This is a genomic window from Methylobacterium sp. OAE515 (assembly GCF_041806315.1).
Classification (GTDB): Bacteria; Pseudomonadota; Alphaproteobacteria; order Rhizobiales; family Beijerinckiaceae; genus Methylobacterium; species Methylobacterium tardum.
In genome coordinates this window covers 381,535-408,014 of the sequence record NZ_JBGMUV010000001.1, presented here as the reverse complement: position 1 = coordinate 408,014, position 26,480 = coordinate 381,535, and the positions used below count along the sequence as shown (strand labels likewise).

The window sequence follows — 26,480 nt, the reverse complement described above, 5'->3', positions numbered from 1 at the left end:
CATGGCTGAGCCGGGCTTGCGCAGCATCCCAACCCTCGTCGGCGATGCGGTCCGCGAATTGCGGGACCTCGTCGGCAGCGAGATCACGCTGTTCCGCACCGAGCTTGCGCAGGGCGTCCATCGCATCAGCTTCGGGCTCAGCCTGCTGCTCGTGGCGGCGGTGTTCGCCATCGCGGGCCTGTTCACGCTGCTCCTCGCCCTGGTGAAGGGCATTGCCGTCCTCGTGCAGTCGGACGCGCTGGCCGCGTTGATCGTGGGCGGCGTCTTCCTCCTGCTGGCAATCGGCCTCGGCCTGTTCGGACGCAGCAAGACGTCGCTGTCCACGCTGGAGCCGACCCGGACGGGGCGGCAGGTCAAGCAGGACGCGCAGGTTCTGACGGAACGGATGGACACATGAGCGACGCGCCGGACAAGCTGGAACGAGACGTCGAGGCGAGCCGCGGGCGCCTGGACCGAACGCTGGCCGATCTGCAGGCCCGGTTCAACCAGCCGGGGATTCCGCGCGACCTGGCCGATCTGCGCCGGTCGGGGCAGGCCGCGAGCGAGACCGTGGAGCGGATCGCCCAAGATGTCCGCCTCAATCCCGTGCCGGCGCTGCTGATCGCGGCCGGCTTCGGATTGCTCGTCTACGAGGCCTTCCGGACCGCCGCGGAGCGGCGGCGCCTGACCCTCGTCCCATCTGCGACGGCGATGCCGGACCGCCACCTGCCGGAGAACCATCCGGACCGGATGCACGCGCGGCTCGACGACGCGCTGGAGGAGAGCTTTCCCGGCAGCGATCCTGTCTCGGTGCGGATCACCAAGTAAGGCGCTTCGCACTTCGAGCTGGGCCGCGACCCTCAGTGCTGGCGGCGCGTCACCGGCCCGCACCAACCGGGCAGGTAGTCGGCATCCTTCGACTTGGCGAGGCCCATCGCTTTCTCCAGGGCGGCGTCGAAGTCGTTCTCGATGCGCTTTTCCTTGATGTTCCGCCGCAGGAAGTCGGCCCAGAGGAACTCGCTGAACGGCGTCGTGTCCTTGGCGAAGCCGCCGGCCCGGCGCAGCTCGCCGGCGAGGCTGCGGTAGGGGTCGTCCACCAGCGCATCGATCGACTTCGGGATCTCCTTGAAGTGCTGGCGCACGCCTTCGGCATCGTAGGGATGCACCCAGGACTTGTGATCGCACACCGTCCAGAAGGCGTCCTTGTCGAGGTAGTGCAGGTCCGCCACTACGGTGACCAGCACGCTCTCGACGCCCTCTTCGTGCAGGGCCCGGGACAGGTGGTGGTGATCGATGATGTAGTGGTGCTTCTTCGGCCCGAGCAGCGTCGGGATCATGTGGGCGCCGAGAAATTCCTTCTTCTTCTCGCCGTCGTAGTCCCGCCAGCGCCGCCGCTTCTCCGCCACTTCCCGGTAGCCCACCGTCATCTGCGTCGGGCGCAGCTCCCCGATGGGGACGGGCTTGAGCAGCGGTTCGCGAGTGGCCATGGACGATCCTTCCTGCGTGGTTTTGTCACGCGATCGTCGCAACATATTCAGGATGACGGGAGCGGACAGGGCGCAGGGCGCTCACGTTTCCGGGATCGCCCGCACGGCCTCCAGCACGAACACCCGGATCGCCGAGGACAGGTTCTGCGCGCCGCGCCCGGCGTCGATCGCGCCGATGAGTGCCTGGACCGACTGGCCGCGGGCGTCCGCGACCTCGCGCAGCGCCGCCCAGAACGGATCCTCGAGGGACACGCTGGTGCGGTGGCCGGCGATCATCACGGAGCGCTTGGTGACGCCGGCGCTCATGCGGGATCGGCTGCGCGCCCCGCCCCTGCTTCGCTCCGCTCGCAAGGACGCCGGCCGGGGAGCGACAGGATCATTCTGCGGTATCGGGCTCGGAGGCGCCCCGCTCCAAACGGTGCCCCTCGTGCCGCTCGGTCTCCAGGGCCTTGCGGCGCTGCTGGAGCGTCTTGGCCTTCTTCGGCTGCCCGAAGGCGATCCGGTTGGCCTCGGCCTTCGTGTCGGCCTCGGCGCGGGCCTTCGCCTTGCGGACCTGACGCAGGTTGATGATCTCGGCCATGGATCGCCTCCCGGCAATGGCGGCCGGCGCAGGACATCCGCGCCGGCCAAGTCGCAAACTCAATCGGCGCTGGGGGCCAGCATGGTCTCCGGCCGGACCACGCGCTCGAACTCCTCCTCGGTGACGTAGCCGAGGCGCAGGGCCTCCTCCTTGAGGGTCGTGCCGTTCTTGTGCGCGGTCTTGGCGATCTCGGCGGCCTTGTCGTAGCCAATTGAGGGGGCGAGCGCGGTGACCAGCATGAGCGAGCGGCTCATCAGGTCGGCGATCTTGTCCTCGTTGGCCTTGATGCCGACGACGCAATTGTCGGTGAAGCTCACGGCCGCGTCGGCGAGCAGGCGGATCGACTGCAGCACCGCGTTGGCGATCACCGGTTTGAACACGTTGAGCTCGAAATTGCCCTGGGAGCCGGCGAAGCTCACCGTGGTGCCGTTGCCGATCACCTGGGCGCAGACCATCGTCAGGGCCTCGCACTGGGTCGGGTTGACCTTGCCGGGCATGATCGACGAGCCGGGCTCGTTCTCGGGCAGCGACAGCTCGCCGAGGCCCGAGCGCGGGCCCGAGCCGAGGAAGCGGATGTCCTGGGCGATCTTGAACAGGCCGGCGGCCAGCGCCGACAGGGCGCCCTGCGTGAACACCAGGGCATCGTGGGTGGCGAGCGCCTCGAACTTGTTCTCGGCCGACGTGAACGGCAGGCCGGTCAGCTCGGCGACCTTGGCGGCGAAGCGCTCGGCGAATTCCGGATGGGCGTTGAGGCCAGTGCCGACCGCGGTGCCGCCCTGGGCGAGGGCCAGCACGCCCGGCAGGGTCGCGGCGACCCGCGAGCCGCCGAGCGCGACCTGCGCGACGTAGCCGGAGAATTCCTGGCCGAGCGAGACCGGCGTCGCGTCCTGCAGGTGCGTCCGGCCGATCTTGACGATCGACTCGAACGCCTTGGCCTTGGCGTCGAGCGCCGTGTGCAGGTGGCTGAGCGCCGGCAGCAGGCGTCCCTGGATCTCGCGGGCCACCGCGATGTGCATGGCAGTGGGGAAGGTGTCGTTGGACGACTGGCCGCGGTTGCAATGGTCGTTCGGGTGGACCGGCGACTTGCCGCCGCGCTGGCCGCCCAGGCGCTCGTTGGCGAGGCTGGCGATCACCTCGTTGGCGTTCATGTTCGACTGCGTGCCCGAGCCGGTCTGGTAGATGACGAGCGGGAACTCGTCGTCGTGGCGGCCCTCCACCACCTCGGCGGCCGAGGCCGCGATGGCGTCGGCGAGCTTCGCGTCGAGGGCACCGAGATCCTTGTTCACCAGGGCGGCGGCCTGCTTCACCACCCCGAGGGCGTGGACGAGCGGCGCCGGCATCCGGTCGGTGCCGATCTTGAAGTTCTGGATCGAGCGCTGCGTCTGCGCGCCCCAGTAGCGATGCGCCGGAACCTCGATCGGCCCGAAGGTGTCGGACTCCGTGCGGGTGGCGGTCTCGGTGGGCGACATCGTGGCCTCTACGTCTGGTGCAGTGCGGTGCCTACTTAAATGAGGCGCGGGGGAATCGCGATGCCGGTTTTCCCGGCGCGCCGACAAGGGCGGGGCTCTGTTCCCGCCGGACAAGGAGCCGATGAGCGCCACGATCGACCTGCCCGAGCCCGCCACGCGATTTCGCCCGACCGTGCCGCCCCCGCTGAAGGAGCCGCTCGGCCTGTTCGAGTTCCTTCGGGCGGCCCGGAAGAATCCGATCACCACCTGGATGGACGCGCATTTCAAGCTGCCGGTCGTGGCGGCCGAGAGCGCGATGGGCCGGATCACCCTGGTGAGCGACCCGGCGCTGATCCGCTACCTCTTGATCGAGAACGTCGACGGCTATCGCAAGGACGACCTGCAGCGGCGGGTCCTGGCCCCGGGGCTCGGCAACGGCCTGCTGAGCGCCGAGGGCGACGAGTGGCGGCTCCAGCGCCGGACGCTGGCGCCGATCTTCAACGCGCGGACGGTCCAGGGCTTCTCCGACGCGATGAACGCCGCCGGGGCGCGGCTCGGCCGCCGCCTCGTCCGCCGCGACGGCAAGCCGGTCGACGTCGCCCTGGAGATGACCCGCGTCACCCTCGACGTACTGGAGCGGACGATCTTCACGCAGGGGCTGCCGAGCGATCCCGACGCGCTAGGCCGCGCCATCACGCGCTTCCTGGAGGCGGTGGGGCCGATCGATCCCCTCGACGTGTTCGGCGTGCCCGATTTCGTGCCGCGGATCGGCCGCTTGCGGGCCCGCCCGGCCGGCCGGTTCTTCGCCGAGGTGGTCGACGCGCTGATCGCCCGGCGCAAGGCGCTGATGGCGCAGGGCGAGGCGCCCCGGGACCTGCTGACGCTGCTGCTCGCCGCGCAGGATCCCGAGACCGGTAACGGGCTCTCGGACCTCGCCGTGAAGGCCAACATCGTCACCTTCATCGCCGCCGGCCACGAGACCACGGCCAATTCCCTGACCTGGGCGCTCTACTGCCTGTCGCAGGATCCCGCCGCGCAGGCGCGGGTCGAGGCCGAAGTCGACGAGGCCGGGCCGGGGGATTTCGCCGTCGAGCGCCTGCCCTTCACCCGGGCGGTGATCGAGGAGGCGATGCGGCTGTTCCCGCCGGTGCCGTTCCTCAGCCGGCAGGCGATCCGGGACGACCGGCTCGGCCGGATCAAGGTGCCGCGGGGCTCGCTGGTGATGGTGGCACCCTGGGTGCTCCACCGCCACCACCTGCTGTGGGAGGACCCGGAGGCTTTCGTGCCGGAGCGTTTCCTGCCCGGGAACCGGGACGCGATCCCGCGCTTCGCCTACCTGCCGTTCGGGGCGGGGCCGCGGGTCTGCATCGGCCAGAGCTTCTCGATCCAAGAGGCGGTGATCCTGCTGGCGCACGTGGTCCGGGCGGTGCGCTTCCGGCTGCCGGCGGATCACCCGCCGATCACGCCGCTCCACCGGGTAACGCTCCGGCCGGAGCACGGCTTACGCATGGAGGCCGAGCGGCGAGCCTAATCGCCCTGCCGCGCTTCGAGCTTGCGCGTGTTGCGGTCGTAGATCCGTGCGGCGACGAACAAGCCTCCGAGGCCCGGCGCCGACGCGGCGACCGGGATCTGGAGAGCATAGGTCTGTGGCGTGTCGCTCTTCCTCCGCCCGCAGGAACAAACGAAGCGCGATCGGACCGATCAGATGTAGGAGGAGGGCTGCCAGCAGGAAAGCCCATCCGCTGTTCGTCAGGACATCCGTCGGGTGCTGAACCAGCGGCGTTATGAAGGCCGTTCCGAGTGTCAGGATCGCCGTGGCGTTGAAGACCGTCGCAGTAAGCTTCAAGCCTTCGTTGAAGCGCTTGGCGCGATGCGTCCACTCGCTCGCCGACAGCATCGCCTGCGCGACCGTCTCGTCCACCGCATGAACCCCCGGCCGTCGAGTCGGCCGGGGAAGTTCAGCTCTTCTTGCGGAAAGCGTCCAGGCTTACGACCTCGGCACTGCCCTCCTCGCCCTCCTTCTTGGCGGCAGGGCGGGGCGCCTTATCGTCGGACGTGCCGGCGGCCTTCTCTCCCTGGGCGGCGGGCGCGGGAAGTCCCTTCGGCGCGCTCGCGCCGATCGTGGCGAGCCCGGCGCTCTTGGGCCGCACCTCGCTGGGCTCCGAACCGGCCCCGCGCGGACCGGGTTTGGCCGGGGCGGTGTTCGCCTCCTCGGGGGTCTCGCCGGCCTCACTGAGGTCGAACTTCAGGCCGAACTGCACGGAGGGGTCGAAGAAGCCCGACAGGGCGTCGAACGGCACCAGCAGGCGCTCCGGCACGCCCGAGAAGGACAGGCCGACCTCGAAGGCGTGCTCGGTGACGTTGAGATCCCAGAACTGGTGCTGCAGGACAATCGTCATGTCCTGCGGGTACTTCTCGCGCAGGGCCTGCGACATCCGCACGCCGGGCGCTTCCGTCCGGAACGAGACGTAGAAATGGTGCTCGCCCATCAGCCCCTCGCGGGCCGCGTCGGTCAGCACCTTGCGCACGACGCCGCGCAGGGCGTCCTGTACCAAGAGATCGTAGCGGATCAGGTCGTCTGCCATCTGCGGTCGCGCTCTAGCCCGGTCTGCCCGGCGCCCCGCCGCGGATGGCCGGACCGAGGAATGAGTGGAGGCTTCTGTTGCCAGGTGCCTCCGAACCCCGCCTATGCGGTGCTACCCGCTAGGTCTTTAGGTCGGTATTGGGGACCGCTTACGCGGCCACCGCCACCGGAGCAAAGTTGTCGTTGGCAACTATTGCAAAGGCCCGATAACGGCGGAACCATGCCGAGCGAAAGTCCAACCTTTACGCCCTCGTCGATCCTATTTCGCCCCCGCCGGAACCCAGGCTCGCGGTCACGCGCCTTGCGGCAGCATGTCCTGGGTTCAGGTGGAGGCGCCGGGTACCGCCCCCGGGTCCGATAGGTTTATTGCGAAGAACGTTTATCGCCATAGCCGGCCTCGCGACCGGCTCCCAAGATATAGAGGGGATCGGTCCGGTTTTGAAGCCCGATCGTGTCGCGTCGCTGTCTCATTTGGAGCCTCCGGACGAGGCTGTTGCCGGAAGTGCGCAGTCGCGCGCCGCCGGCCTCGACCACCGCGGGCCGCTCGACCGGGCCTGGGCGGCGACCTGGCGTCTCGGCGCCCTGGTCGCCCTCGTGATCCTCTATCTCGGCGCGGCGAGCCTGCTGTCGCTGGCTGCCGTGCGCGTCGGCTTCGACCTGTGGAACGGGATCGACCCGTTCCTGCCCCCGGAGCGGCGCCCGTTTCTCGGCGCGGTGGAACTCGCCCACCGAGCCTTCGCGATCGACGCCCTGCGCCAGGTCTTCCTCGCGGCCCTGGTGCTCGGCGGCGCGTGGTGGCGCGACCGGTCCGGCTGGCGGCGTCGCCTCGCCCTGGACCGCGAGCGCCCGAACGGGATGCGGCCGGTCGCGCTGCTGGGCCTGCTCCTGGTCTGGCCGGTTCTGCACATCGCCTGGGTGACCGGCACGGCGGAGCTGTTCGGCGCAAGCTTCGGCCAGCACGTGCGGCTGTCGCCGTTCATGAGCCAGGCCGCCATCGCGGCCTGGCTCGTCTATCTCGCGATTCTGGCGCCCGTGGCCGAGGAGCTGCTGCTGCGCGGCGAGGCCTTCGCCCGTGCCAGCGCGGCGGTGGGGCCTGTTGGGGCGATCCTGGTCACTGCGATCATCTTCGCCGCCGCCCACATCTCGTCCTGGGGGCTCGCCCGGCCGGTCTCGCTGCTGCCGCTCGCCCTGGCGTTGGGCTGGCTGCGCTGGCGCACCGGCCGGCTGTGGCCGGGCATCGCCCTGCACGGCTGGTCGAACCTCGCCTTGGTGACCTACCTGCTCTGGCCGGGCTGATCACCATGATGCGGGACGGCGGTGGACATATGCCGGCGGCGAACTTGCCGGGCGGCGCGCCGACGCGCAGGAATGGGCCATGGACGCTTATCACGACCTGCTCCGGCGCATCCTCGACGCGGGCGTCGCCAAGGACGACCGGACCGGCACCGGCACGCTGTCGGTGTTCGGCCACCAGATGCGCTTCGACCTGTCGGCGGGCTTCCCGCTGGTCACCACGAAGCGGCTGCACCTACGCTCGATCATCCACGAGCTGCTCTGGTTCCTAACGGGCGACACCAACGTGGCTGCGCTCCAGGCGAACGGCGTGACGATCTGGGACGAGTGGGCCGACGCGAACGGCGATCTCGGCCCGGTCTACGGCCGGCAGTGGCGCTCCTGGGAGAAGCCCGGAGGCGGCACGGTCGACCAGATCGCCTGGGTGCTCGACGAGATCCGGCGCAACCCCGATTCCCGCCGCCTGATCGTCTCGGCCTGGAACCCGGCCGACCTCGACCGGATGGCGCTCGCCCCGTGCCACTGCCTGTTCCAGTTCTACGTCAGCGAGGGGCGGCTCTCCTGCCAGCTCTACCAGCGCTCGGCGGACGCCTTCCTGGGCGTTCCGTTCAACATCGCGAGCTACGCGCTCCTGACCCACATGATCGCCCAGGTGGCCGGCCTCGGGATCGGCGACTTCGTCCACACCTTCGGCGACGCCCATCTCTACCGGAACCACCTGGAGCAGACCCGGACCCTGCTGGCCCGCGCCCCGCGGCCGCTGCCGCAGCTGCGGCTCAACCCGGAGGTCCGCGACCTCTTCGCCTTCCGGTACGAGGACATCGCCATCGACGGCTACGAGCCGCATCCCGCCATCGCGGCCCCGGTGGCGGTATGATCACGTCCATTGCCCTGGTCGCCGCCGTCGCCCGCAACGGCGTCATCGGCCGCGACAACGGCCTGGCCTGGCACCTGTCCAGCGATCTCAAGCGCTTCAAGGCCCTAACCATGGGCAAGCCGATGCTGATGGGCCGGCGCACCTGGGATTCGATCGGCCGGCCGCTCCCCGGCCGTCGCACGCTCGTCCTGACCCGGGACCACGGCTTCCGCGCCGAGGGCGCCGAGGTTGTCCACGACTGGGAGGCCGCGCTGGCGGCGGCCGCGGGCACCGAGCTGATGGTGGTGGGCGGGGCTGAGATCTACGCACTCGCCTTCGCGCAGGCCGACCGGCTGCATCTGACCGAGGTGGCGGCCGAGCCGGACGGCGACGTGCGGTTCCCGGCCTTCGACCGGGCGCAGTTCCGGGAAACGTTCCGCGAGGCGCATCCCGCCGGACCGCGCGACGAGCACGCCTTCGCGTTCGTCGACTGGGAGCGCATCCGCTGAGGCGCGCCGCCGCATTTGCCTTCCGCGCTCCGCGTGCCCACCTGCCAGCCTTGACAGCATGGGGCGCACGCCCGCAGGTGCCTGTGAAGTGCGCATGCCCCTGCGGGCGCCCGCATCCTGCGGGAAGATGCGTGCGGTCAGGCGCTTAGGCCGGCCTCAAGGACAAGGCCGCATCGCGGCCGATGCTTGAGGCCGGGACTAGGCGGGCGAGCGTGGCCGTTCACGCAGGGGGCGTCGGCCGGGGTTCGGGTCGGGCGCGGACAGGCAGGAGACGACGGCTAGGATGCCTTGGAGCAATCAGAGCGGCGGCGGGGGCCCTTGGGGCCGGCCCGGCGGCAACGGCGGCGGACCCTGGGGCAACGGCGGCAAGACGCCGCCGAACCTTGAGGACCTGCTCCGGCGCGGGCAGGACCGGCTGCGCGGCCTGATCCCCGGCGGTGGCGGCACCGGCGGCTACGGTGGCGGCGGCGGTTCCGCGGGCATCGGCGGCGGTCGCAGCGCGGCCGTGATCGCGGCCCTCGCCGTGGCGGTCTGGCTCGCGACCGGCTTCTACACCGTCTATCCTCGTCAGGTCGGCATCGAGACGATCTTCGGCCGCTACGTCGGCACCAAGGGCGAGGGCCTGCGCTACAACTTCCCCTATCCGATCGGCGGCGTGGTCAAGCCCGACGTCGGCTCGCAGAACTCGATCCAGATCGGCTTCCGCTCCGGCCCCGGCGGCCAGGGCCGCAACCGCGACGTGCCCGACGAGAGCCTGATCCTCACCGGCGACGAGAACATCGTCGATCTCGACTTCGAGGTGCAGTGGCGGATCAATCCGCTGAAGGCTTCCGACTTCGTGTTCAACCTCCAGAACCCGGAGGGCACCATCAAGGCGATCTCCGAGAGCGCGATGCGTGAGGTGATCGGCCGCCGCAACATCCAGGCGATCCTCACCAACGAGCAGTCGAGCATCGCTCAGGAGGTGAAGGAGATGGTCCAGAAGGCGCTGGACGAATACGGTGCCGGCGTGCGCATCGAGGTGGTGCAGCTCGTCTCGGTCAACCCGCCGCCGGAGGTGCGTCCCGCCTTCATCGACGTGAACGCGGCCCAGCAGGACGCCGACACGGCGCAGAACGAGGCCAAGACCTACGCCAGCCGCGAAGTGCCGCAGGCCCGGGGTCGTGCGTCGCAGATCGTCCAGCAGGCCGAGGCCTACCGGACCAAGGCGACCGCCGACGCCACCGGACAGGCGGCGCGCTTCAGCGAGGTCTACGCCTCCTACAAGGCCGCCCCGGCGATCAGCCGCGAGCGGATCTTCCTGGAGACGATGGAGAAGGTTCTGGGCTCCGTGAACAAGGTGATCATCGATCAGAACGGGACGCAGCCTGGCACGGCCTCGGCCGCCGGCGTGCTGCCGGTGCTGCCGCTCGCCGAGTTCGGCGGCCGGGTCCAGAGCCAGACGGGAGCCGCCCGATGAAGCAGGCGCTCCGCACCGGCCTGATCGCCATCGCGGCGATCGTCGCGATCGGGCTCTACGCCTCGATCTTCACCGTCGGCCAGATGCAGCAGGCGCTGGTCCTGCAGTTCGGCCGCGTCCGCGCCGTCCTCAACGCCACCGGCGAGGACAAGCCCGGCCTCTACTTCAAGGTGCCGTTCGTCGAGAACGTCGTGATCTTCGACAAGCGCGTGCTCGACCTCGACCTGCCGGTGCAGACGGTGCTCACCGCCGACCGGCAGAACCTGGAGGTGGACGCCTTCGCCCGCTACCGGATCCTCGATCCGCTGCGCTTCTACCAGGCGGTGGGCAATATCGGGCTGGCCAACCAGCGGCTCGCGAGCTTCACCAATTCGGGCCTGCGCAACGTGCTGGCCCGCTCGACCCGCGACGCCATCGTGAAGACCGATCGTGGGCAGCTGATGCACCAGATCCAGGAGGACGTGAACCGGCAGGCCAAGGCGCTCGGCATCGAGATCGTCGATCTGCGCATGACCCGCGTCGACCTGCCGGCGCAGAACTCGGCCGCGGTCTACAAGCGGATGAAGACCGAGCGCGAGCGCGAGGCCGCCGACATCCGCGCCAACGGCGACCAGATCGCCGCCACGATCCGCGCCAAGGCCGACCGCGAGGTCACGGTGATCCTCGCCGAGGCGACGCAGAAATCCGAGCAGCTGCGCGGACAAGGCGACGCGGACAAGAACCGCATCCTCGCGGACGCGTTCGGTCAGGATGCGGACTTCTTCAGCTTCTACCGGTCGATGCAGGCCTACGAAGTTGGTCTGAAGGGCTCCGACACCCGGCTGGTGATCAGCCCGACTTCGGACTTCTTCCGCTACTTCAGCGATCCGCAGGGTCGGGCGGCCGCCGCGGCGGCGCGTCCCGCGCGCGGACCCGCCGATCCGAGCGCTACCACCGGCTCCACCGCCGGAGCAGGGCGCTGACCGGGTGCGTGTCGGCGCGCTGGTGCGCCGACACCCCTTGCGACAACATTGGCGGGCGTCCGACATCCGGTCGGATGTCCGCAGAGCCGGAAACGCGTTCTTGAAGAGGTCGATCATGCACCCCGTCGCGAGCGCCCCCGAGGCGTCCTTCGGCCGCGCGAAGGCGCAACCCCGCTCACGTGCCCGCGCGCTGATGGCGTCGATCTTGGTCGGCGCGTCGATGGCGACGGCAGCCCTTCCGGTCCCGGCCTTCGCCAAGGGCCCGGCCTCGCTCGCCGACCTCGCCGAGCAGGTCACCGACGCAGTGGTGAACATTTCGGCCTCCACCACGGTCGAGGCGCGCAGCAACCGCGCCGGGCCGCAGGTGCCTCCGGGTACGCCCTTCGAGGACCTGTTCGAGGAATTCTTCAACCGCCGGGGCGGTCGCGGCGGCGGCGGCGGTGGCGAGCGGGGCGATAACGACACGCCGCGCCAGCAGCGCAAGTCGAACTCCCTCGGCTCCGGCTTCATCATCGATGCCGCCGGCCTCGTGGTGACCAACAACCACGTCATCGGCGATGCCAACGACATTCAGGTCATCCTGCACGACGGCACCAAGCTGAAGGCCGAGATCGTCGGCAAGGATTCGAAGATCGACCTCGCCGTGCTGCGGGTGAAGCCCACGGCCGACCGGCCCCTTAAGGCGGTGCCGTTCGGCGATTCCGACAAGATGCGGCCCGGCGACTGGGTCATCGCCATCGGCAACCCGTTCGGGCTCGGCGGCTCGGTCTCCGCCGGCATCGTCTCGGCCCGGGGCCGGAACATCGAGTCCGGACCCTACGACAACTACATCCAGACCGACGCGGCCATCAACAAGGGGAATTCGGGCGGTCCGCTGTTCAACATGGACGGCGAGGTCATCGGCATCAACACGGCGATCCTGTCGCCCACCGGCGGCTCGGTGGGCATCGGCTTCGCGGTGCCGTCGGGCACGGCCAAGCCCGTGATCGACCAGCTGCGCGACTTCGGCGAGGTCCGCCGCGGCTGGCTCGGCGTGCGCATCCAGAACGTCGATGACGCCACCGCCGAAGCCCTCAACCTGAAGGGCGGCGCGCGCGGCGCGCTGGTGGCCGGCGTCGACGAGAAGGGTCCGGCCAAAACCGCCGGCATCGAGCTCGGCGACGTGATCGTGAAGTTCAACGGGACGCCCGTGAAGGCGTCCGGCGACCTGCCGCGCATCGTCGCCTCGACCCCGGTCGGCCAGAAGGTCGACGTGGTCGTGATGCGCAAGGGCGAGGAGGTGACGAAGGCCGTCACCCTCGGCCGCTTGGAGGACGGCGACAAGCCGCAGCTCGCCAACCTACGCCAGCCGGAGCCCGAGAGCGCAACCCGTCAGGCGCTCGGCCTCAACCTGTCCGGCATCACCGACGAGCTGCGCAAAAAGTACTCCATCAAGGACACCGTGAAGGGCGTGGTCGTCACCCGTGTCGATCCGAACTCGACGGCCTCCGACAAGCGGATCCAGCCCGGCGAGGTGATCGTCGAGGTCGGCCAGGAGGCGGTGAGCACCCCCGCCGACGTGACCAAGCGGGTCGACGCCCTGAAGAAGGAGGGTCGCAAGTCGGTCCTGCTGCTCGTGGCGAGCGCTACGGGCGACGTGCGCTTCGTCGCCATCGGGTTGGACTGAGCGACGTCAGGAACGACCTCCGAGGGACTGTCGAAGCCGCGGGACGCGGCTCATCGGGCCCGATGTTCGGAACGCGCTCGCCGCACGGGATCGAATGTCTGATCGGCGCGGGCTTCAAAGGCCCGCGCCGATCATGCGTTCTGGCACACGCAGCCGCGCCGATCCGCCGTCAAGCCGCATCCGCGCCGCCTCGATCACGCGGTCAGCGCGCGTGCCGGGGCGGTGCTCCCGAACCCGTCGCCAAGCTGGCCGCGGAGCCGATCGCCAGCATCCCTGTCTGGCGGGTCGCCAGGATGTGGCGGTGTGCCAGTCGCTCCATCCGAAACGGAAAACGCCCGGCCGCTTCCGGCCGGGCGTTCCGCAGCGTGGCTGATCTGTCTGGCCTTAAGCGGTCAGGACCGTGTTCGGCTCGACCTTCACGCCCGGGCCCATCGTCGAGGTGACGGCGATGCGCTGGACGTAGGTGCCCTTGGCGCCCGCGGGCTTGGCCTTGGCGACCGCGTCCGCGAAGGCCTTGATGTTCTCGACGAGCTTGTCGGCGTCGAACGAGACCTTGCCGACGCCGGCATGGACGATGCCGGCCTTCTCGACGCGGAACTCCACCGAGCCGCCCTTGGCGCCGGCGACGGCGCCCTTCACGTCCATGGTGACGGTGCCGACCTTCGGGTTCGGCATCAGGCCGCGCGGGCCCAGCACCTTACCGAGACGGCCGACCAGCGGCATCATGTCGGGGGTCGCGATGCAGCGATCGAAGTCGATCTTGCCGCTCTGCACGATCTCCAGCAGGTCCTCGGCGCCGACGATGTCGGCACCCGCGGCCTTGGCGTCGTCCGCCTTGGCGCCGCGGGCGAAGACCGCCACGCGCACCGTCCGGCCGGAGCCGTTCGGCAGGTTGCAGACGCCGCGGACCATCTGGTCGGCGTGACGGGGGTCGACGCCGAGATTCATCGAAACCTCGACGGTCTCGTCGAACTTCGCGGTCGCCCGCTCCTTCACCAGCTTGATCGCCTCGTCGAGGGGATAGAGCTTGGTGACCTCGATGCCCTCGCGGGCGGCGCGGATGCGCTTGCCTTCCTTAGCCATGATGTCCTCCCTCAGGCCGTGACTTCAAGGCCCATGGCCCGGGCGGAGCCGCGGATCATGGCAACGGCCGACTCGATCGAGTCGCAGTTGAGGTCGGGCATCTTCTTCTCGGCGATCTCGCGCAGCTGCGCCTCGGAGATCTTGCCGACGGTCGGGCCCTTGCCGGGGGTCTTGGAGCCGGAGGCCGGCTTCTTGCCGAGCTTCAGGCCGACGGCCTTCTTCAGGAAGAAGGTGACCGGGGGCTGCTTCATCTCGAAGGTGAAGGAACGGTCCTGATACGCGGTGATGATCACCGGGATCGGGGTGCCCTTCTCCATCTGCGCGGTCTTCGCGTTGAAGGCCTTGCAGAATTCCATGATGTTGAGGCCGCGCTGACCGAGCGCGGGGCCGATCGGCGGCGACGGGTTCGCCGCGCCGGCCGGGACCTGAAGCTTCACGTAGCCCGTGATCTTCTTCGCCATGGGACTGCTCCCAATGAGAATCCGCCCCCACGCGGCCTGAAGCGCGGCGGGTCGGACGGTTGCAGGTCGCGGTGCGAGCCGTGGATCCCGGAGGCGAGGCCGGGCGGATCTCCCGCGGATGATGCCCCAGCCTCAGGAGGATGGGGCAAGCTCGCGGCCGCCGCTCAGCGTCGGCCGGAAGGACGGGGCGGCTTCAGGGCCGCCGAAATCAGGAGGCTCAGGCCTTCTCGACCTGGGCGTATTCCAGCTCCACCGGGGTCGCGCGGCCGAAGATCGACACGGCCACCTTGAGGCGGGAGCGGGCGTCGTCGATCTCCTCGACGGTGCCGTTGAAGCTGGCGAACGGGCCGTCGGCGACCCGGACGGTCTCGCCGATCTCGAAGGAGATCGAGGGCTTCGGCCGGTCGACGCCCTCGGCGACCTGGCCCTTGATCCGCTCGGCCTCGGCATCGGGGATCGGAACCGGCTTCGACTTGTCGGCGCCGAGGAAGCCCGTGACCTTCGGGGTGTTCTTGATGAGGTGGTAGACCTCGTCGGTCAGGTCGCACTTCACCAGGACGTAGCCGGGGAAGAACTTGCGCTCGGCGTCGACCTTCCGGCCGCGGCGAACCTCCACGACCTTCTCGGTCGGGACCATCACCTCGTCGAACAGCTCGGTCAGCCCGCGCTGGGCCGCCTGGTCCTTGATGGACTGGGCAACCTTGTTCTCGAAGTTCGAGTAGGCGTGGACGATGTACCAGCGCTTCGACACGGTTCCGTTCAACTCCGACAAGTCCGCGGGGTCTCCCCCGACCGGCGGCGAGCCGCCCTCCGACGCCTCCGACTCAGACGCCCAGGATCAGGCCGACCAGGAAGCGCAGGGCCTGATCCACGACCGTGAAGAACAGGCTGGCGGCCACGACCATCACGAAGACCATGATCGTCGTGATCGTGGTCTCCCGGCGGCTCGGCCACGTGACCTTGCGCGCCTCGTCGCGGACCTGCGCGAAGAACTCGCCCGGCGTGGCGCGCTTCTGCGGCGCGCGCGCCGGCGTCGCCGGCCGGGCCGGCGGCGGGTTCGCGGGGCCGCGGGCTGCGCCGCGCACCAGGTCCACCTTCTTGGTCGCTTCGTTCGATGCCATGGCGCCAGTGTCTGTGCGTGTTCGGCCCCGAGGCAGAGACCGCATCCGGGAATGCGAATATCGGCGCCGAGGACCCGGATGGGCCCGCACCGACGGTCGCTTCAGATCTCGGATTGCGCCCGCTCTAGCGCAACTCCCCCGGCTTGTCGACCGGGCTGCCGCGCGCAATCGGGCAGGTTCTCTGACGGGCCGGGAATCTGGCAGGAGTGGAGGGACTCGAACCCGCAACCTCCGGTTTTGGAGACCGGCGCTCTGACCAGTTGAGCTACACTCCTAGCGCACCGCCCAATGCCTCATCGGGGCTCGGCTTGCAAGAGGCTGCGTGCGGGAAGGGGCGCTCCGGATGCGGGGTCGCGGCGCTGCCCCGCCGAAAAACCGTGTCACCGCCCCAACACGGCGACGCCGGCCCCCGTCGAGACGAGGACCGGCGCGGCAGGGCAGGGCAGGGCGGCACAGGACGCCGCCCCGGATCGGGCTTCAGTCGTTGATGGCGGCGACGACGCCGGCACCGACGGTGCGGCCGCCCTCGCGGATGGCGAAGCGCAGCTTCTCCTCCATGGCCACCGGCACGATCAGCACCACGTCCATGGTCACGTTGTCGCCCGGCATCACCATCTCGGTGCCCTCGGGCAGCGTCACGATCCCGGTCACGTCCGTCGTGCGGAAGTAGAACTGCGGCCGGTAGTTCGTGAAGAACGGCGTGTGACGGCCACCCTCTTCCTTGGTCAGGATGTACGCCTCGGCCTTGAACTTGGCGTGCGGCTTCACCGAACCCGGCTTGCACACGACCTGGCCGCGCTCCACGTCCTCGCGCTTCGTGCCGCGCAGCAGCACGCCGACGTTGTCGCCCGCCTGACCCTGGTCGAGCAGCTTGCGGAACATCTCCACGCCCGTCACCGTCGTGGTCTGCGTGTCGCGGATGCCGACGATCTCGACCGTCTCGCCGACCTTCACGATCCCGCGCTCGACGCGACCCGTCACCACCGTGCCGCGGCCCGAGATCGAGAACACGTCCTCGATCGGCATCAGGAACGGCAGGTCGATCGGACGCTCCGGCTGCGGGATGTAGCTGTCCACGGTCGCCATCAGCGCCAGGACCGCCTCCTTGCCGATCTTCGGCTCCTTGTCCTCCAGCGCCATCAGCGCCGAGCCCTTGGTGATCGGGATGTCGTCACCGGGGAAATCGTACTTCGACAGGAGCTCGCGCACCTCCAGCTCGACCAGCTCCAGAAGCTCCTCGTCGTCGACCATGTCGACCTTGTTGAGGAACACCACCAGCGCCGGAACGCCGACCTGACGCGCCAGCAGGATGTGCTCGCGGGTCTGCGGCATCGGGCCGTCGGCCGCCGACACCACCAGGATCGCGCCGTCCATCTGCGCCGCGCCCGTGATCATGTTCTTCACGTAGTCGGCGTGGCCGGGGCAGTCCACGTGCGCGTAGTGCCGGTTCTGCGTCTCGTACTCCACGTGCGCCGTCGAGATCGTGATCCCGCGCGCCTTCTCCTCCGGTGCCTTGTCGATCTGGTCGTAGGCCGTGAACGTCGCGCCGCCCGACTCCGCCAGAACCTTCGTGATCGCCGCCGTCAGCGACGTCTTGCCGTGGTCAACGTGGCCAATCGTGCCAATGTTGCAGTGCGGCTTGGTGCGGGAGAACTTTTCCTTGCCCATGATTCCCGTTCCTGCGCGGGGACCGGATCGGTGCCCCGGATTGACTCGGCCGCCCCGAACTCGGAACGGGGCGAAAAGCGCGGTCCGCTTAGAGGGTCGGCCGCCCGCGATCAAGCTCTGGCGCGCGAAGCGCGTCTGGCGGGCGGTCCGCTGTCAAGCGCCGAGGGCGAATCGTGCACGGGGCGATAGCAGTCCTCGGCAGTGTTCGGGCGCTTTCAGGTCACAGTGTGGCATTGCGGGCATAGCGGGATTAGTGCGGCCGAGCTTAACTGCGGGCAACAACGCGAAACGTCGGATCTCGCCACCATGATCAAGAAGCTCCTCCTCGCCACCGCCGCCTCGACCCTGGTCGCGACCGCCGCTTCGGCCGCCGACCTGCCGCGCCGCGCCGCGCCGCCGCCGGTGTTCACGCCGGTGCCGGTCTTCACCTGGACGGGCTTCTACGGCGGTCTCGAGACCGCCTACACCTTCACCGACAGCCAGCGGATCACCACGGTCGGCATCTCGCCGGTGAACGCCGCCAACGTGGCGACGGGCGCCCGCCCGGCGGCGACCCGGATCTCCGATGACGGCTTCGCCAACATCGGCGGCACGGCCGGCTTCAACTACCAGTTCACCCCGGGTTCGGGCATCGTGGTCGGCATCGCCAACAGCATCGACTGGACCGATCTGGCCAAGAACCGCGCCTACCTCGGCAGCACCGGTGCGCTGAGCAGCTTCCGGCAGAGCACCGACTGGATCGGCACGCTCGTGGGCCGTGTCGGCTACGCCTTCGACCGTGTCATGGTCTACGGCCTGGGCGGCCTTGCCTACGGCAACGTGTCCTACGACGCGAACTTCTTCTCGCCCACCGGCGCCCTCGCCTTCGCCGGCCGCCACGACGACTTCGAGACCGGCTTCGCCTACGGCGGCGGCATCGAGTTCGCGCTGCCGACCGACAGCTTCCTGAACACCTTCGCGGTGGGCCGGTATCTGGGCCTGAAGTACGACGCCCTGACGGTCAAGGCCGAGTACGTCCACTACGATCTCGGCAGCCGGAACGTGCTCGTCGGCGCGATCCCGGGCGTCGGCGTCGGCTCGGGCTACATCTCGCGCTTCCGGACCGAGGGCAGCATCGTCCGCGCTGGCTTCAACTACAAGTTCGGCGGCCTGTAAGAGCCACGAATCGGATCGCCCGGACGCCTAACGGCCCGGGCGGATCTCTCAGGGCGCGTGCCGGAACCGGCGCGCGCCCTTTTTCATGCGGGCCCTGTCCCCCGACCGGCGGCTCGACCGCGCGGTCCCGCCTCGGCGGCGGAAACGGCCACGACCCTGCGGCGAAGCGGCCCGCCCCTTGCCTCCCTGGACGTGATACCGAAACATACCGGGTGTCCGGTGTGCCGGTACACAACGCGGAGTTGCCGGCCCGCCGCCGGCCGGCGGAGACCGCATGGGCCTCGTCCTCTACGCCCTCAAGTTCCGGATCACGACCTACGTGCTCGCGGTGCTGATGATGCTCGGCGGCGTCGGGGCGATCCTCGTCACGCCCAAGGACGTGCTGCCGGTCGTCGATATCCCGGTCGTCGTGGTGGTCTGGACCTATACCGGCCTTTCGGCGCCGGAGATGGAACAGCGCATCACCACCTATGCCGAGTACGGCATCTCCAACAACGTGAACAACATCCGCCGCATGGAGTCGACGACGCTCCAGGGCACGGCGGTCCAGCGGATCTACTTCGACCCCTCAGTCAGCATCGACCTCGCCATCGCGCAGGTCGTGTCGTCCACCAATTCGATCCGCGCGGTGATGCCCACCGGCACGCAACCGCCGGTGATCGTACGCTATTCGGCTTCGTCGGTGCCAGTGATCCAACTCGCCCTGACCTCGGCCAAGCAGAGCCTCAACGAGGTCTACGATTACGCCCAGTACCGGATCCGCCAGACACTCGCGCAGGTCCCGGGCTCGACCCTGCCGTCCCCGTTCGGCGGCGCCCCCCGGCAGATCATGGTCGATCTCGATCTCAACGCCCTGCAGGCGCTCGGCCTGACGCCGCTCGACGTCACCAACGCCATGACGGCCCAGAACCTGACGGTGCCGTCCGGTCTCACCAAGATCGGCGAGCAGCAATATCCCGTCCAGCTCAACGCCACCCCGCCGTCGATCGAGACGCTCAACACCGCGCCGATCAAGGTGGTCGCCGGGCAGCCCGTTCTGATACGGGACGTCGCCTATGTCCGGGACGGCGGCCCGCCGCAGGTCAACGTGGTCAGCGCCGACGGCCGGCAGGCCGTGCTGATGCAGATCATCAAGAACGGCACCGCCTCGACCCTCAACGTCGTCAACAACGTTAAGGCGGCGATGCCGACGATCCGCGCGGCGGCGCCCGAAGGCCTGTCGATCAAGCAGCTGTTCGATCAGTCGGTCTTCGTCTCGAACGCCATCGAGGGCGTGCTGCACGAGGCGCTCACGGCGGCGGCGCTGACGGGGCTCGCGATCCTGCTGTTCCTCGGCTCCTGGCGCTCGACCATCATCGTGCTGATCTCGATCCCGCTCTGCGTGATGACCTCGCTCGCCGTGCTGGCGGCCCTGGGCCAGACCATCAACGTCATGACGCTCGGCGGCCTCGCGCTCGCGGTCGGCATCTTGGTGGACGACGCTACGGTGGCGATCGAGAACACCTACCGGCTGTTCGAGGAGGGCGAGGAGTTCCGCGAGAGCGTGGTCCACGGCGCCGCCGGGATCGCCAAGCCGGCCCTGATCTCGACGCTGGCGATCTGCGCCGCCTTCACGGCGGTGTTCGCGCTGACCGACACGCCAAAGTACCTGTTCACCCCGCAGGCGCTCGCGGTCGTGTTCGCGATGCTGACCTCCTACCTGCTGTCACGCACCCTGGTGCCGCTGCTGATCGACGTGATCGTAGCGCCGGAATACCGGCAGAAGCACGCCAAGGATCGGGCCGCGCACGAGGCCCCCCGCCGGCGCCGGATCGCTCAGGGACTCGGTCTCGTCGGCGCCCCCGTGATGCGGCTTGCCGCCTGGATCCATGGCCACTTCGAGCGCGGCTTCGCGCGGTTCCATCGGGGCTATGTCGGCCTGCTCCACGCGGTGCTGCGCCACCGGATCGTCACCCTCGGCGCGGTCGGCGGCGTCCTCGGCCTGACCGGGGTGCTGTTCGTGTTCGTCGGCCAGGATTACTTCCCGCAGATCGAGGCGAGCCAGATGACCATGCATCTGCGCACCCGCACCGGCATGCGCATCGAGACCGCCCGGCAGGTCTTCGCCGAGATCGAGGACACGGTCCGCGAGGTGATCCCGCCGGATGAGGTCGACCAGATCCTCCAGAACATCGGCCTGCCGTCGAACAACTACAATTTCGCGTTCTCGGACGGTTCGTTCGTCTCCTACAACGACGGCCAGATGCTGATCAGCCTCAAGGAGGGGCACCACCCGGTGGCCGGCTATCAGAAGCGCCTGCGTGCGGTTCTGATGAAGCGCTTCCCCGACGTGATCGTCTATTTTCAGCCCGCCGACATGATCACCCAGATCCTGAATTTCGGCGTGATCACCCCGATCGACGTGCAGGTCTCCGGCCGCCACAAGGAGAAGGACCTGGAGGTCGCCCAGCGCATCGTGCAGCGGCTGAAGCACACCAAGGGCCTCGTCGACGTGCACCTGCAGCAGATCGTCAACGAGCCGCAATTCTACGTCGATGTCGACCGGCGCCTCGCCTCCGAACTCGGGCTGACCGAGCAGCAGGTGGCGCAGAACATGAATATCTCGCTGTCGGGCAGCTACCAGGTGACGCCGAACTTCTGGCCCGATCCGAAGACCGGCATTCCCTACCAGCTCTGGGTGCAGACGCCCGAATACCGCAACAGCTCGCTCACCGACCTGCGCAACACGCCGATGTTCGTGCGCGCCGCGACCACCGGCTCGGGTCCGGGCGTGCTGACGCTGCTCTCCAGCCTCGCCGACATCCGCCGGGTGCCGACGCAGACCATGATCAGCCACGTCAACATCCAGCCGACCTTCGACATCTTTGCCTCGGTCCAGGACCGGGATCTCGGCGCGGCGGCCCGCGACATCGACGCGATCGTCCAGGACGAGCAGAAGAACCTGGAGGCGCCCGACAAGATCACGGTGCGCGGCCAGATCGAGAACATGCGCTCGGCCTTCTTCCGCCTGGAGGTCGGCCTCGCCATCGCGCTGATCGCCGTCTACCTGCTGATGGCGGTGAACTACCAGAGCTGGGGCGACCCCTTCGTGGTGATCGCGGCCCTGCCGATGGCCTTCTGCGGCATCACCTTCGCGCTGTTCATCACCGGGACCACGTTCTCGATCCCGTCGATCTTCGGGGCGATCATGTCGGTGGGCATCGCCTCGGCGAACTCGATCCTGCTCGTCACCTTCGCCAAGGAGCACCGGGAGGAAACCGGCTGCAGCGCCCTGGAGGCGGCGATCACCGCGGGCGAGACCCGTCTGCGGCCGGTGCTGATGACCGCCTCGGCGATGTTCCTCGGGTTGATCCCGATGGCGCTGGGCACCGGCGAGGGCGGCGAGCAGAACGCCGCGCTCGCCCGCGCCGTCATGGGTGGCATCGCCTTCGCGACGCCGGCCACGCTGCTGCTGGTGCCGTTCCTCTACGTGCTGATGCGGGGCGGCCCGGCCCAGCCGGTGCAGGATTACCTGGAGCCGGGCGCGCAGCCGGCCGCTTGACGATCAGGCCGGCGGAGCAGGCACCGTCATTCCGAGGTGCCGAAGGCGAGCCCGGAATCCAGAACCGCGATTCTGCCAGGATCCGGAACGTCAGCGGCTCTGGGTCCCGGGCTCCGCTGCGCGGCCCCGGGACGACACGCTGTTCAGACGATCTTGAAAATCTCCGGACCGCTTACCCCTCCTTGAACCCGTATTCTGGCGTGTCGTCGTCGTTGCCGTAATACTTGTACGGCAGGAACTTGCCCGACATGGTGAGCCGCACGCGGTCGCCCTTGTTGTTGGCCTCGCGGGCCATGTCCATGTTGAAGTCGATCGCCGACATGATGCCGTCGCCGAACTCCTCCTGGATCAGCTCCTTGAAGGTCGTGCCGTAGACCATCACCAGTTCGTAGAACCGGTAGATCAGCGGGTCGGTGGGCGGCATCGACGGGATCGAGCCCCGGTAGGGCGGCTCATTGATCATGCGCTCCTCGGCGACCGTTAGGCCGAACAACTCGGCCGCCCGCTTGGCCTGGGCCTTCGGCAGCTTCATCTGCCCCATGCAGGCTGCGGTGATCAGGAACGGCGACAGCCCGCCGATCTCCTCATGGATATGCTTCCAGCTCCAGCCCTTCTCGCGCTTGATGTCGAGCAGCTTCTCGGTGAGGTCCTCGCGCTTCATCGTCCGCTCCCAGGTCGACCGTCGGTTTGGCTCGGGTGAGACCGCGGACAAGTCGCGGTCTCACCCCACCCCCCGAGGGGTGCGCACCCGGACCGCGCCCGGTGAGGGGAAACGGCCGCGACCGAGCACGGAAGGCTGCCCGCCTTGAGATCGGCGCGGCGCGTCTCTTGGCACTGCGACGACCGACGGCGGTCGCATGATCTTCGGCAAACGTTGTGCCAGGCACTGCCTGCACGAAAACATGCGTCTCTACAGAATGTTGGCTGCGGCGCGTGCATTCACGACATCTCGTCGGAAACGAGATATCGTCAACGGATGACGAGATCTCGTGAGTCCAGAGAGCCGTTCCCATTCGGTCCCATCTTCGAGGCCAGCCCGGATCCGATGCTGGTCCTTGCTCCGGAGGAGGACCGGATCGCGGACGCCAATCCCGCGGCGGTACGACTGCTCGGCCATCCGCGTCAGACGTTGCGTGGCGCGCGGGCCAGCGCGCTCTATCCCGGGCAGCTCGCCGCCCTCACGGTCTTCACCCAGGCCGTCCTGGCGAAAGGGCATTGGTGGACGCGCGCGCTCGCGCCGCGCGACGCCGCCGGCCGCGACCTGCGGGTCGAGACGGCGGCCTTCCCGCTTCCGGGCGGGCCGACGCGCCTCCTTGTGACTCTCGCGGATCCCGACACTGTCCATCGCCGGCAGGTCGACGGCGAGGCCGAAGCCTACATGCGCGCGGGTCTTTCCGAGTGGCAGCGCATGGAGCGGATCTTCCGCGATATCGAGCACGGCAACCAGCTGATCCTTCGGGCAGCCGGGGAGGGGATCTACGGCGTCAACGCCGAGGGCGTGACCACCTTCGTCAACCCGGCCGCCGAGCGGATGCTCGGCTGGGCGGCCGCCGACCTCGTCGGCAAGGACATGCACGCCGCCGTGCACCACACGCATCCGGACGGCAGCGCCTATCCGCACCGGGACTGCCCGATCTACGCAGCCTTCCGGGACGGCGCTGTGCGTCAGGTCGATCACGAGGTCTTCTGGCGGGCGGACGGAACGTCCTTTCCCGTCGAATACACCTCGACGCCGATCCGCGACCGCGGCCGCCTGCTGGGCGCCGTGATCGTGTTCCGCGACGTCAGCCAGCGGCGGGAGGACGAGCGCCGGCTGAAGAGCGCGCTCGCCGAGGTCGACACGCTGCGGCAGCGCCTGGAGCTGGAGAACGCATATCTGAAGGAGGAAATCCGGGCCGAGCGCCATCACCAGGGCATCATCGGCCGCTCGCCGGCCATTGCGGCGACGCTCCGGCAGATCGATCTGGTGGCCGGTACCGACGCCACCGTGCTGATCACCGGCGAGTCCGGCACCGGGAAGGAGCTGATCGCCCGCGCGATCCACGAGGCGAGCCGCCGCAGCGCCCGCCCGATGATCCGCGTGAACTGCGCGGCGATTCCGCGCGACCTGTTCGAGAGCGAGTTCTTCGGCCACGCCAAGGGCAGCTTCACGGGCGCACTCCGCGACCGTGTCGGTCGGTTCGAACTCGCCGATGGCGGCACGCTGTTCCTCGACGAAGTCGGCGAGATTCCCCTGGACCTGCAGGGCAAGCTGCTGCGCGTGCTGCAGGAGCGCTCCTTCGAGCGGGTCGGCGAGGCGCGCACCCGTGCGGTCGACGTGCGGGTGGTGGCTGCCACCAATCGCGACCTGCGCGCCGAGGTGGCGAGCGGGCGCTTCCGCGAGGACCTCTACTTCCGTCTCAACGTCTTCCCGATCCAGGCGCGACCCCTGCGCGAGCGTCCCGAGGACATTCCTCCGATCGCCCAGCATCTGCTCACGGCGGCGGCGCGCCGCCTCAACATCCCGGAGCCGCGGCTCTCGGAGGGCGATGTCCGGCGCCTCTGCCGCTACGCCTGGCCGGGGAATGTCCGCGAGCTGGAGAACGTGATCGAGCGGGCGGCGATCCTCAGTGCCAGGGGGCGGCTCCGCCTCGATCTGCCCGACGGCGAGCCAGCCCGGACGCCCGATCCGGTCCGGTTGCCGGTCGCCGCACCCGATGGACGGCCGGCCACCGAGGCCGAGCGCCGCGCCCGCGACCGCGCCGAGATCGTCGCAGCCCTGGCGCTGGCAGGCGGCCGGATCTCCGGGCCCGGAGGCGCGGCCGCGCTGCTCGGCCTGCGCCCGACGACGCTCGCCTCGCGCATCAAGGCGCACGGCATCTCCCGCGACGACGGCGATCTCCGGCGCAGCTGATCTTTTCGCGGCACAGCGAGCGTGGTTTCGATGCACCGGGCCGGCGGGAAGCGCACAACCGCGGCCGGAAACGCTTGCATCCGTGGCGTGTTTCCGGACCATGCGCCCTCTGGTCTCGGAGGCGGGCTTTGGACGGAGACGATCGGGACGGTCAGAGGGCCGACGAGGGGGCGGGCGCGTCCGCGCCGCCGGCCCCGTGGGAGTTCGTGCTTCCGGAAGAGACGGCGACCGAGGATCTCGGCCTGTTCCTCTCCGAGTTCCTGCGTCCGGGCGACGTCGTGGCCCTGTCGGGCGGTCTCGGCGGCGGCAAGACCACCCTGGCCCGTGCGGTGATCCGCGAACTCGCCGGCGATCCGCGCCTGGAGGTGCCGAGCCCGACCTTCACGCTCATCCAGCCCTACACGGCCCGGGACGGCCGCGCGATCGTCCACGCCGACCTCTACCGGCTGCGCGACCCCGATGAATTGGTCGAGCTCGGCTTCGACGAGATGGCCGAGGATGCGATCACGCTCGTCGAATGGCCCGACCGGCTGCCGCCCCGCAACGCCCCGGTGCTGACCGTCGACCTGTCCCTGCGGGCGGAGTTCGGCCCCGAGGCGCGGCTCGCCCGGATCGACGGCACCGGCGGCATGCGGGCCCGCCTCGACCGGGCCCGGGCGGTGCGCCGGCTCCTCGACCGCAGCGGCTGGGATGTGGCCGAGCGCACGCTGATGCAGGGCGACGCCTCGTCCCGCGCCTACGAGCGCCTGACCAAGCCCGACGGCACCAGCGCCGTGCTGATGATCGCCCCGCCCCGGCCCGACGGGCCGCCGGTGCGCGACGGCAAGCCCTACAGCGCGATCGTGCATCTGGCCGAGAGCGTCCACGCCTTCGTGGCCCTCGACCGGGGCCTGCGGGCGCTCGGCTTCTCGGCGCCGAAGATCTACGGCGAGGACCTCGCCGAGGGCCTGCTGATCCTGGAGGATCTCGGCAGCGAGCCGGTGATCGAGGCCGGCGTGCCGCGGCCCGAGCGCTACGCGGAGGCGGTGCGGCTGCTCGCCAAGCTCCACGCGACGCCGCTGCCCCCGGTCCTGCCGGTGGCGGACGGGATCGAGCACGTGCTGCCGCCCTACGACACGGAGGCGCTGCTGTTCGAGGCCGAGTTGATGCCCGACTGGTACGCGCCCGCGATCCGGGATGCCACGCTGTCGGCCGAGGCGCGATCGGACTTCGTCGACCTGTGGCGGACGGCCCTTCAAGGCGCGGTCCCGGACCGGCCGACCTGGACGCTGCGGGACTACCACTCGCCCAACCTGATCTGGCTGCCCGAGCGCGACGGGCTGGAGCGGGTCGGCCTGATCGACTTCCAAGACGCGGTGATGGGTCATCCGGCCTACGACGTCGCCTCGCTGCTGCAGGATGCTCGGGTCGACACCTCCGCCGAGTTCGAGCTGCGGCTGCTCGGGCTCTACGCCCGCGAGCGCCGCGGGCGGGATCCGGCCTTCGACGTCGGCGCCTTCGCCACGGCCTACGCCCTGCTCGCCGCGCAGCGGGCCACAAAGATCCTCGGCATCTTCGCGCGGCTCGACCGGCGCGACGGCAAGCCCGGATATCTGGCTCACCTGCCGCGGATCGAGGGCTACCTCGCCCGCAACCTCGCCCATCCCGCGCTCGCGGGGCTGCGCGACTGGCACGCGGCGCATCTGCCGGGCCTCGTCAGCCCCGCCCCCGAATCTTGACCATCGGACCTTTGATC

25 protein-coding genes, 1 tRNA gene and 1 other RNA gene are annotated in these 26,480 nt (G+C 69.4%); 13 read left to right on the top strand and 14 right to left on the bottom strand.

What is annotated here, in order from left to right:
* Nucleotide 1: 1 nt before the first annotated feature.
* Together ABIE45_RS01985 and ABIE45_RS01980 are read left to right on the top strand one after the other, a co-directional pair.
* Nucleotides 2–397 (top strand): phage holin family protein, encoded by a 396-nt coding sequence (locus ABIE45_RS01985; RefSeq protein WP_192711254.1) that lies wholly within the window; start codon nucleotides 2–4, stop codon nucleotides 395–397.
* The gene (locus ABIE45_RS01980; RefSeq protein ID WP_373622090.1) at nucleotides 394–807 is read left to right on the top strand and encodes a hypothetical protein; all 414 of its coding nucleotides are present in this window, start codon (nucleotides 394–396) and stop codon (nucleotides 805–807) included. Before ABIE45_RS01985 ends, ABIE45_RS01980 begins: the two co-directional genes overlap by 4 nt.
* A 32-nt stretch (nucleotides 808–839) precedes the next feature.
* On the opposite strand, the gene ABIE45_RS01975 is transcribed toward ABIE45_RS01980, so the two are convergent.
* The 4 genes from ABIE45_RS01975 to fumC form a co-directional block, all read right to left on the bottom strand.
* Nucleotides 840–1,466: a ParB-like protein gene (locus ABIE45_RS01975; protein ID WP_192711255.1), complete on the bottom strand. Its 627-nt coding sequence runs from the start codon at nucleotides 1,464–1,466 to the stop codon at nucleotides 840–842.
* Between the two features lie 81 nt (nucleotides 1,467–1,547).
* A complete protein-coding gene (locus tag ABIE45_RS01970; RefSeq protein ID WP_192711256.1) occupies nucleotides 1,548–1,772 on the bottom strand; it encodes a ribbon-helix-helix domain-containing protein in 225 nt (74 codons plus the stop codon).
* A 70-nt stretch (nucleotides 1,773–1,842) separates the two neighbouring features.
* The gene (locus ABIE45_RS01965) at nucleotides 1,843–2,046 is read right to left on the bottom strand and encodes a DUF4169 family protein (RefSeq protein ID WP_192711257.1); all 204 of its coding nucleotides are present in this window, start codon (nucleotides 2,044–2,046) and stop codon (nucleotides 1,843–1,845) included.
* Nucleotides 2,047–2,105: 59 nt separating this feature from the next.
* Nucleotides 2,106–3,515, bottom strand: coding sequence for a class II fumarate hydratase (fumC, locus tag ABIE45_RS01960; RefSeq protein ID WP_192711258.1), 1,410 nt, complete (start codon nucleotides 3,513–3,515; stop codon nucleotides 2,106–2,108).
* Nucleotides 3,516–3,636: 121 nt separating this feature from the next.
* On the opposite strand from fumC, the gene ABIE45_RS01955 reads away from it, so the two are divergent.
* Nucleotides 3,637–5,025, top strand: a complete 1,389-nt coding sequence (locus tag ABIE45_RS01955) for a cytochrome P450 (RefSeq protein ID WP_192711259.1) — start codon at nucleotides 3,637–3,639, stop codon at nucleotides 5,023–5,025.
* Here the strand turns inward: ABIE45_RS01955 and ABIE45_RS01950 are convergent.
* The 3 genes from ABIE45_RS01950 to ssrA all read right to left on the bottom strand — a co-directional run bounded on the left by ABIE45_RS01950 (nucleotide 4,996) and on the right by ssrA (nucleotide 6,525).
* On the bottom strand, nucleotides 4,996–5,415 hold the full coding sequence (locus tag ABIE45_RS01950; protein WP_192711260.1) for a hypothetical protein: 420 nt from the start codon (nucleotides 5,413–5,415) through the stop codon (nucleotides 4,996–4,998). The genes ABIE45_RS01955 and ABIE45_RS01950 overlap by 30 nt on opposite strands.
* Nucleotides 5,416–5,452: 37 nt before the next feature.
* Nucleotides 5,453–6,079, bottom strand: a complete 627-nt coding sequence (locus ABIE45_RS01945) for an SspB family protein (protein WP_192711261.1) — start codon at nucleotides 6,077–6,079, stop codon at nucleotides 5,453–5,455.
* A gap of 63 nt (nucleotides 6,080–6,142) precedes the next feature.
* Nucleotides 6,143–6,525: a transfer-messenger RNA gene (ssrA, locus tag ABIE45_RS01940) on the bottom strand.
* Between ssrA and ABIE45_RS01935 the strand changes: the two genes are divergently transcribed.
* The 6 genes from ABIE45_RS01935 (at nucleotide 6,517) to ABIE45_RS01910 (ending at nucleotide 12,823) form a co-directional block, all read left to right on the top strand.
* Nucleotides 6,517–7,374 carry a type II CAAX endopeptidase family protein gene (locus ABIE45_RS01935; RefSeq protein ID WP_192711262.1) on the top strand — a complete coding sequence of 286 codons (858 nt, stop codon included), beginning with the start codon at nucleotides 6,517–6,519 and terminating at the stop codon, nucleotides 7,372–7,374. The two genes, ssrA and ABIE45_RS01935, sit on opposite strands and share 9 nt — an antisense overlap.
* 79 nt (nucleotides 7,375–7,453) lie before the next feature.
* Nucleotides 7,454–8,248 (top strand): thymidylate synthase, encoded by a 795-nt coding sequence (locus ABIE45_RS01930; RefSeq protein WP_192711263.1) that lies wholly within the window; start codon nucleotides 7,454–7,456, stop codon nucleotides 8,246–8,248.
* Complete coding sequence (locus ABIE45_RS01925; protein ID WP_192711264.1) at nucleotides 8,245–8,736, top strand: dihydrofolate reductase; 492 nt, start codon at nucleotides 8,245–8,247, stop codon at nucleotides 8,734–8,736. The genes ABIE45_RS01930 and ABIE45_RS01925 overlap by 4 nt, the downstream gene beginning before the upstream one ends.
* A 283-nt stretch (nucleotides 8,737–9,019) precedes the next feature.
* Nucleotides 9,020–10,195: an FtsH protease activity modulator HflK gene (gene hflK, locus ABIE45_RS01920; protein ID WP_192711265.1), complete on the top strand. Its 1,176-nt coding sequence runs from the start codon at nucleotides 9,020–9,022 to the stop codon at nucleotides 10,193–10,195.
* Nucleotides 10,192–11,157, top strand: coding sequence for a protease modulator HflC (gene hflC, locus ABIE45_RS01915; protein WP_192711266.1), 966 nt, complete (start codon nucleotides 10,192–10,194; stop codon nucleotides 11,155–11,157). The genes hflK and hflC overlap by 4 nt, the downstream gene beginning before the upstream one ends.
* A gap of 115 nt (nucleotides 11,158–11,272) precedes the next feature.
* Nucleotides 11,273–12,823 (top strand): DegQ family serine endoprotease, encoded by a 1,551-nt coding sequence (locus ABIE45_RS01910; protein ID WP_192711267.1) that lies wholly within the window; start codon nucleotides 11,273–11,275, stop codon nucleotides 12,821–12,823.
* Nucleotides 12,824–13,207: 384 nt separating this feature from the next.
* Here ABIE45_RS01910 and rplA read toward each other — a convergent pair whose 3' ends face one another.
* The 6 genes from rplA to tuf all read right to left on the bottom strand — a co-directional run bounded on the left by rplA (nucleotide 13,208) and on the right by tuf (nucleotide 17,156).
* Complete coding sequence (rplA, locus tag ABIE45_RS01905) at nucleotides 13,208–13,906, bottom strand: 50S ribosomal protein L1 (protein WP_192711268.1); 699 nt, start codon at nucleotides 13,904–13,906, stop codon at nucleotides 13,208–13,210.
* A gap of 11 nt (nucleotides 13,907–13,917) precedes the next feature.
* Nucleotides 13,918–14,367: a 50S ribosomal protein L11 gene (gene rplK, locus ABIE45_RS01900; RefSeq protein ID WP_043348285.1), complete on the bottom strand. Its 450-nt coding sequence runs from the start codon at nucleotides 14,365–14,367 to the stop codon at nucleotides 13,918–13,920.
* A 217-nt stretch (nucleotides 14,368–14,584) separates the two neighbouring features.
* Nucleotides 14,585–15,118, bottom strand: a complete 534-nt coding sequence (gene nusG, locus ABIE45_RS01895) for a transcription termination/antitermination protein NusG (RefSeq protein WP_012320778.1) — start codon at nucleotides 15,116–15,118, stop codon at nucleotides 14,585–14,587.
* Nucleotides 15,119–15,191: 73 nt separating this feature from the next.
* Entirely contained in the window at nucleotides 15,192–15,488 is a 297-nt protein-coding gene (gene secE / locus ABIE45_RS01890; protein ID WP_056526345.1) for a preprotein translocase subunit SecE, read from the bottom strand.
* Nucleotides 15,489–15,686: 198 nt separating this feature from the next.
* Nucleotides 15,687–15,763 (bottom strand) — tRNA-Trp (locus ABIE45_RS01885).
* A 202-nt stretch (nucleotides 15,764–15,965) separates the two neighbouring features.
* On the bottom strand, nucleotides 15,966–17,156 hold the full coding sequence (tuf, locus tag ABIE45_RS01880; RefSeq protein WP_192711805.1) for an elongation factor Tu: 1,191 nt from the start codon (nucleotides 17,154–17,156) through the stop codon (nucleotides 15,966–15,968).
* Between the two features lie 306 nt (nucleotides 17,157–17,462).
* Between tuf and ABIE45_RS01875 the strand changes: the two genes are divergently transcribed.
* Together ABIE45_RS01875 and ABIE45_RS01870 are read left to right on the top strand one after the other, a co-directional pair.
* Nucleotides 17,463–18,311 (top strand): porin family protein, encoded by an 849-nt coding sequence (locus ABIE45_RS01875; protein WP_192710226.1) that lies wholly within the window; start codon nucleotides 17,463–17,465, stop codon nucleotides 18,309–18,311.
* 274 nt (nucleotides 18,312–18,585) lie between these two features.
* Nucleotides 18,586–21,852 carry an efflux RND transporter permease subunit gene (locus ABIE45_RS01870; RefSeq protein ID WP_192710225.1) on the top strand — a complete coding sequence of 1,089 codons (3,267 nt, stop codon included), beginning with the start codon at nucleotides 18,586–18,588 and terminating at the stop codon, nucleotides 21,850–21,852.
* Between the two features lie 172 nt (nucleotides 21,853–22,024).
* Here ABIE45_RS01870 and cynS read toward each other — a convergent pair whose 3' ends face one another.
* Nucleotides 22,025–22,513, bottom strand: a complete 489-nt coding sequence (gene cynS / locus ABIE45_RS01865; protein WP_192710224.1) for a cyanase — start codon at nucleotides 22,511–22,513, stop codon at nucleotides 22,025–22,027.
* A gap of 315 nt (nucleotides 22,514–22,828) precedes the next feature.
* On the opposite strand from cynS, the gene ABIE45_RS01860 reads away from it, so the two are divergent.
* Together ABIE45_RS01860 and tsaE are read left to right on the top strand one after the other, a co-directional pair.
* Nucleotides 22,829–24,745 (top strand): sigma 54-interacting transcriptional regulator, encoded by a 1,917-nt coding sequence (locus ABIE45_RS01860; protein ID WP_192710223.1) that lies wholly within the window; start codon nucleotides 22,829–22,831, stop codon nucleotides 24,743–24,745.
* Nucleotides 24,746–24,873: 128 nt separating this feature from the next.
* Entirely contained in the window at nucleotides 24,874–26,463 is a 1,590-nt protein-coding gene (gene tsaE, locus ABIE45_RS01855) for a tRNA (adenosine(37)-N6)-threonylcarbamoyltransferase complex ATPase subunit type 1 TsaE (RefSeq protein WP_192710222.1), read from the top strand.
* Nucleotides 26,464–26,480 lie beyond the last annotated feature (17 nt).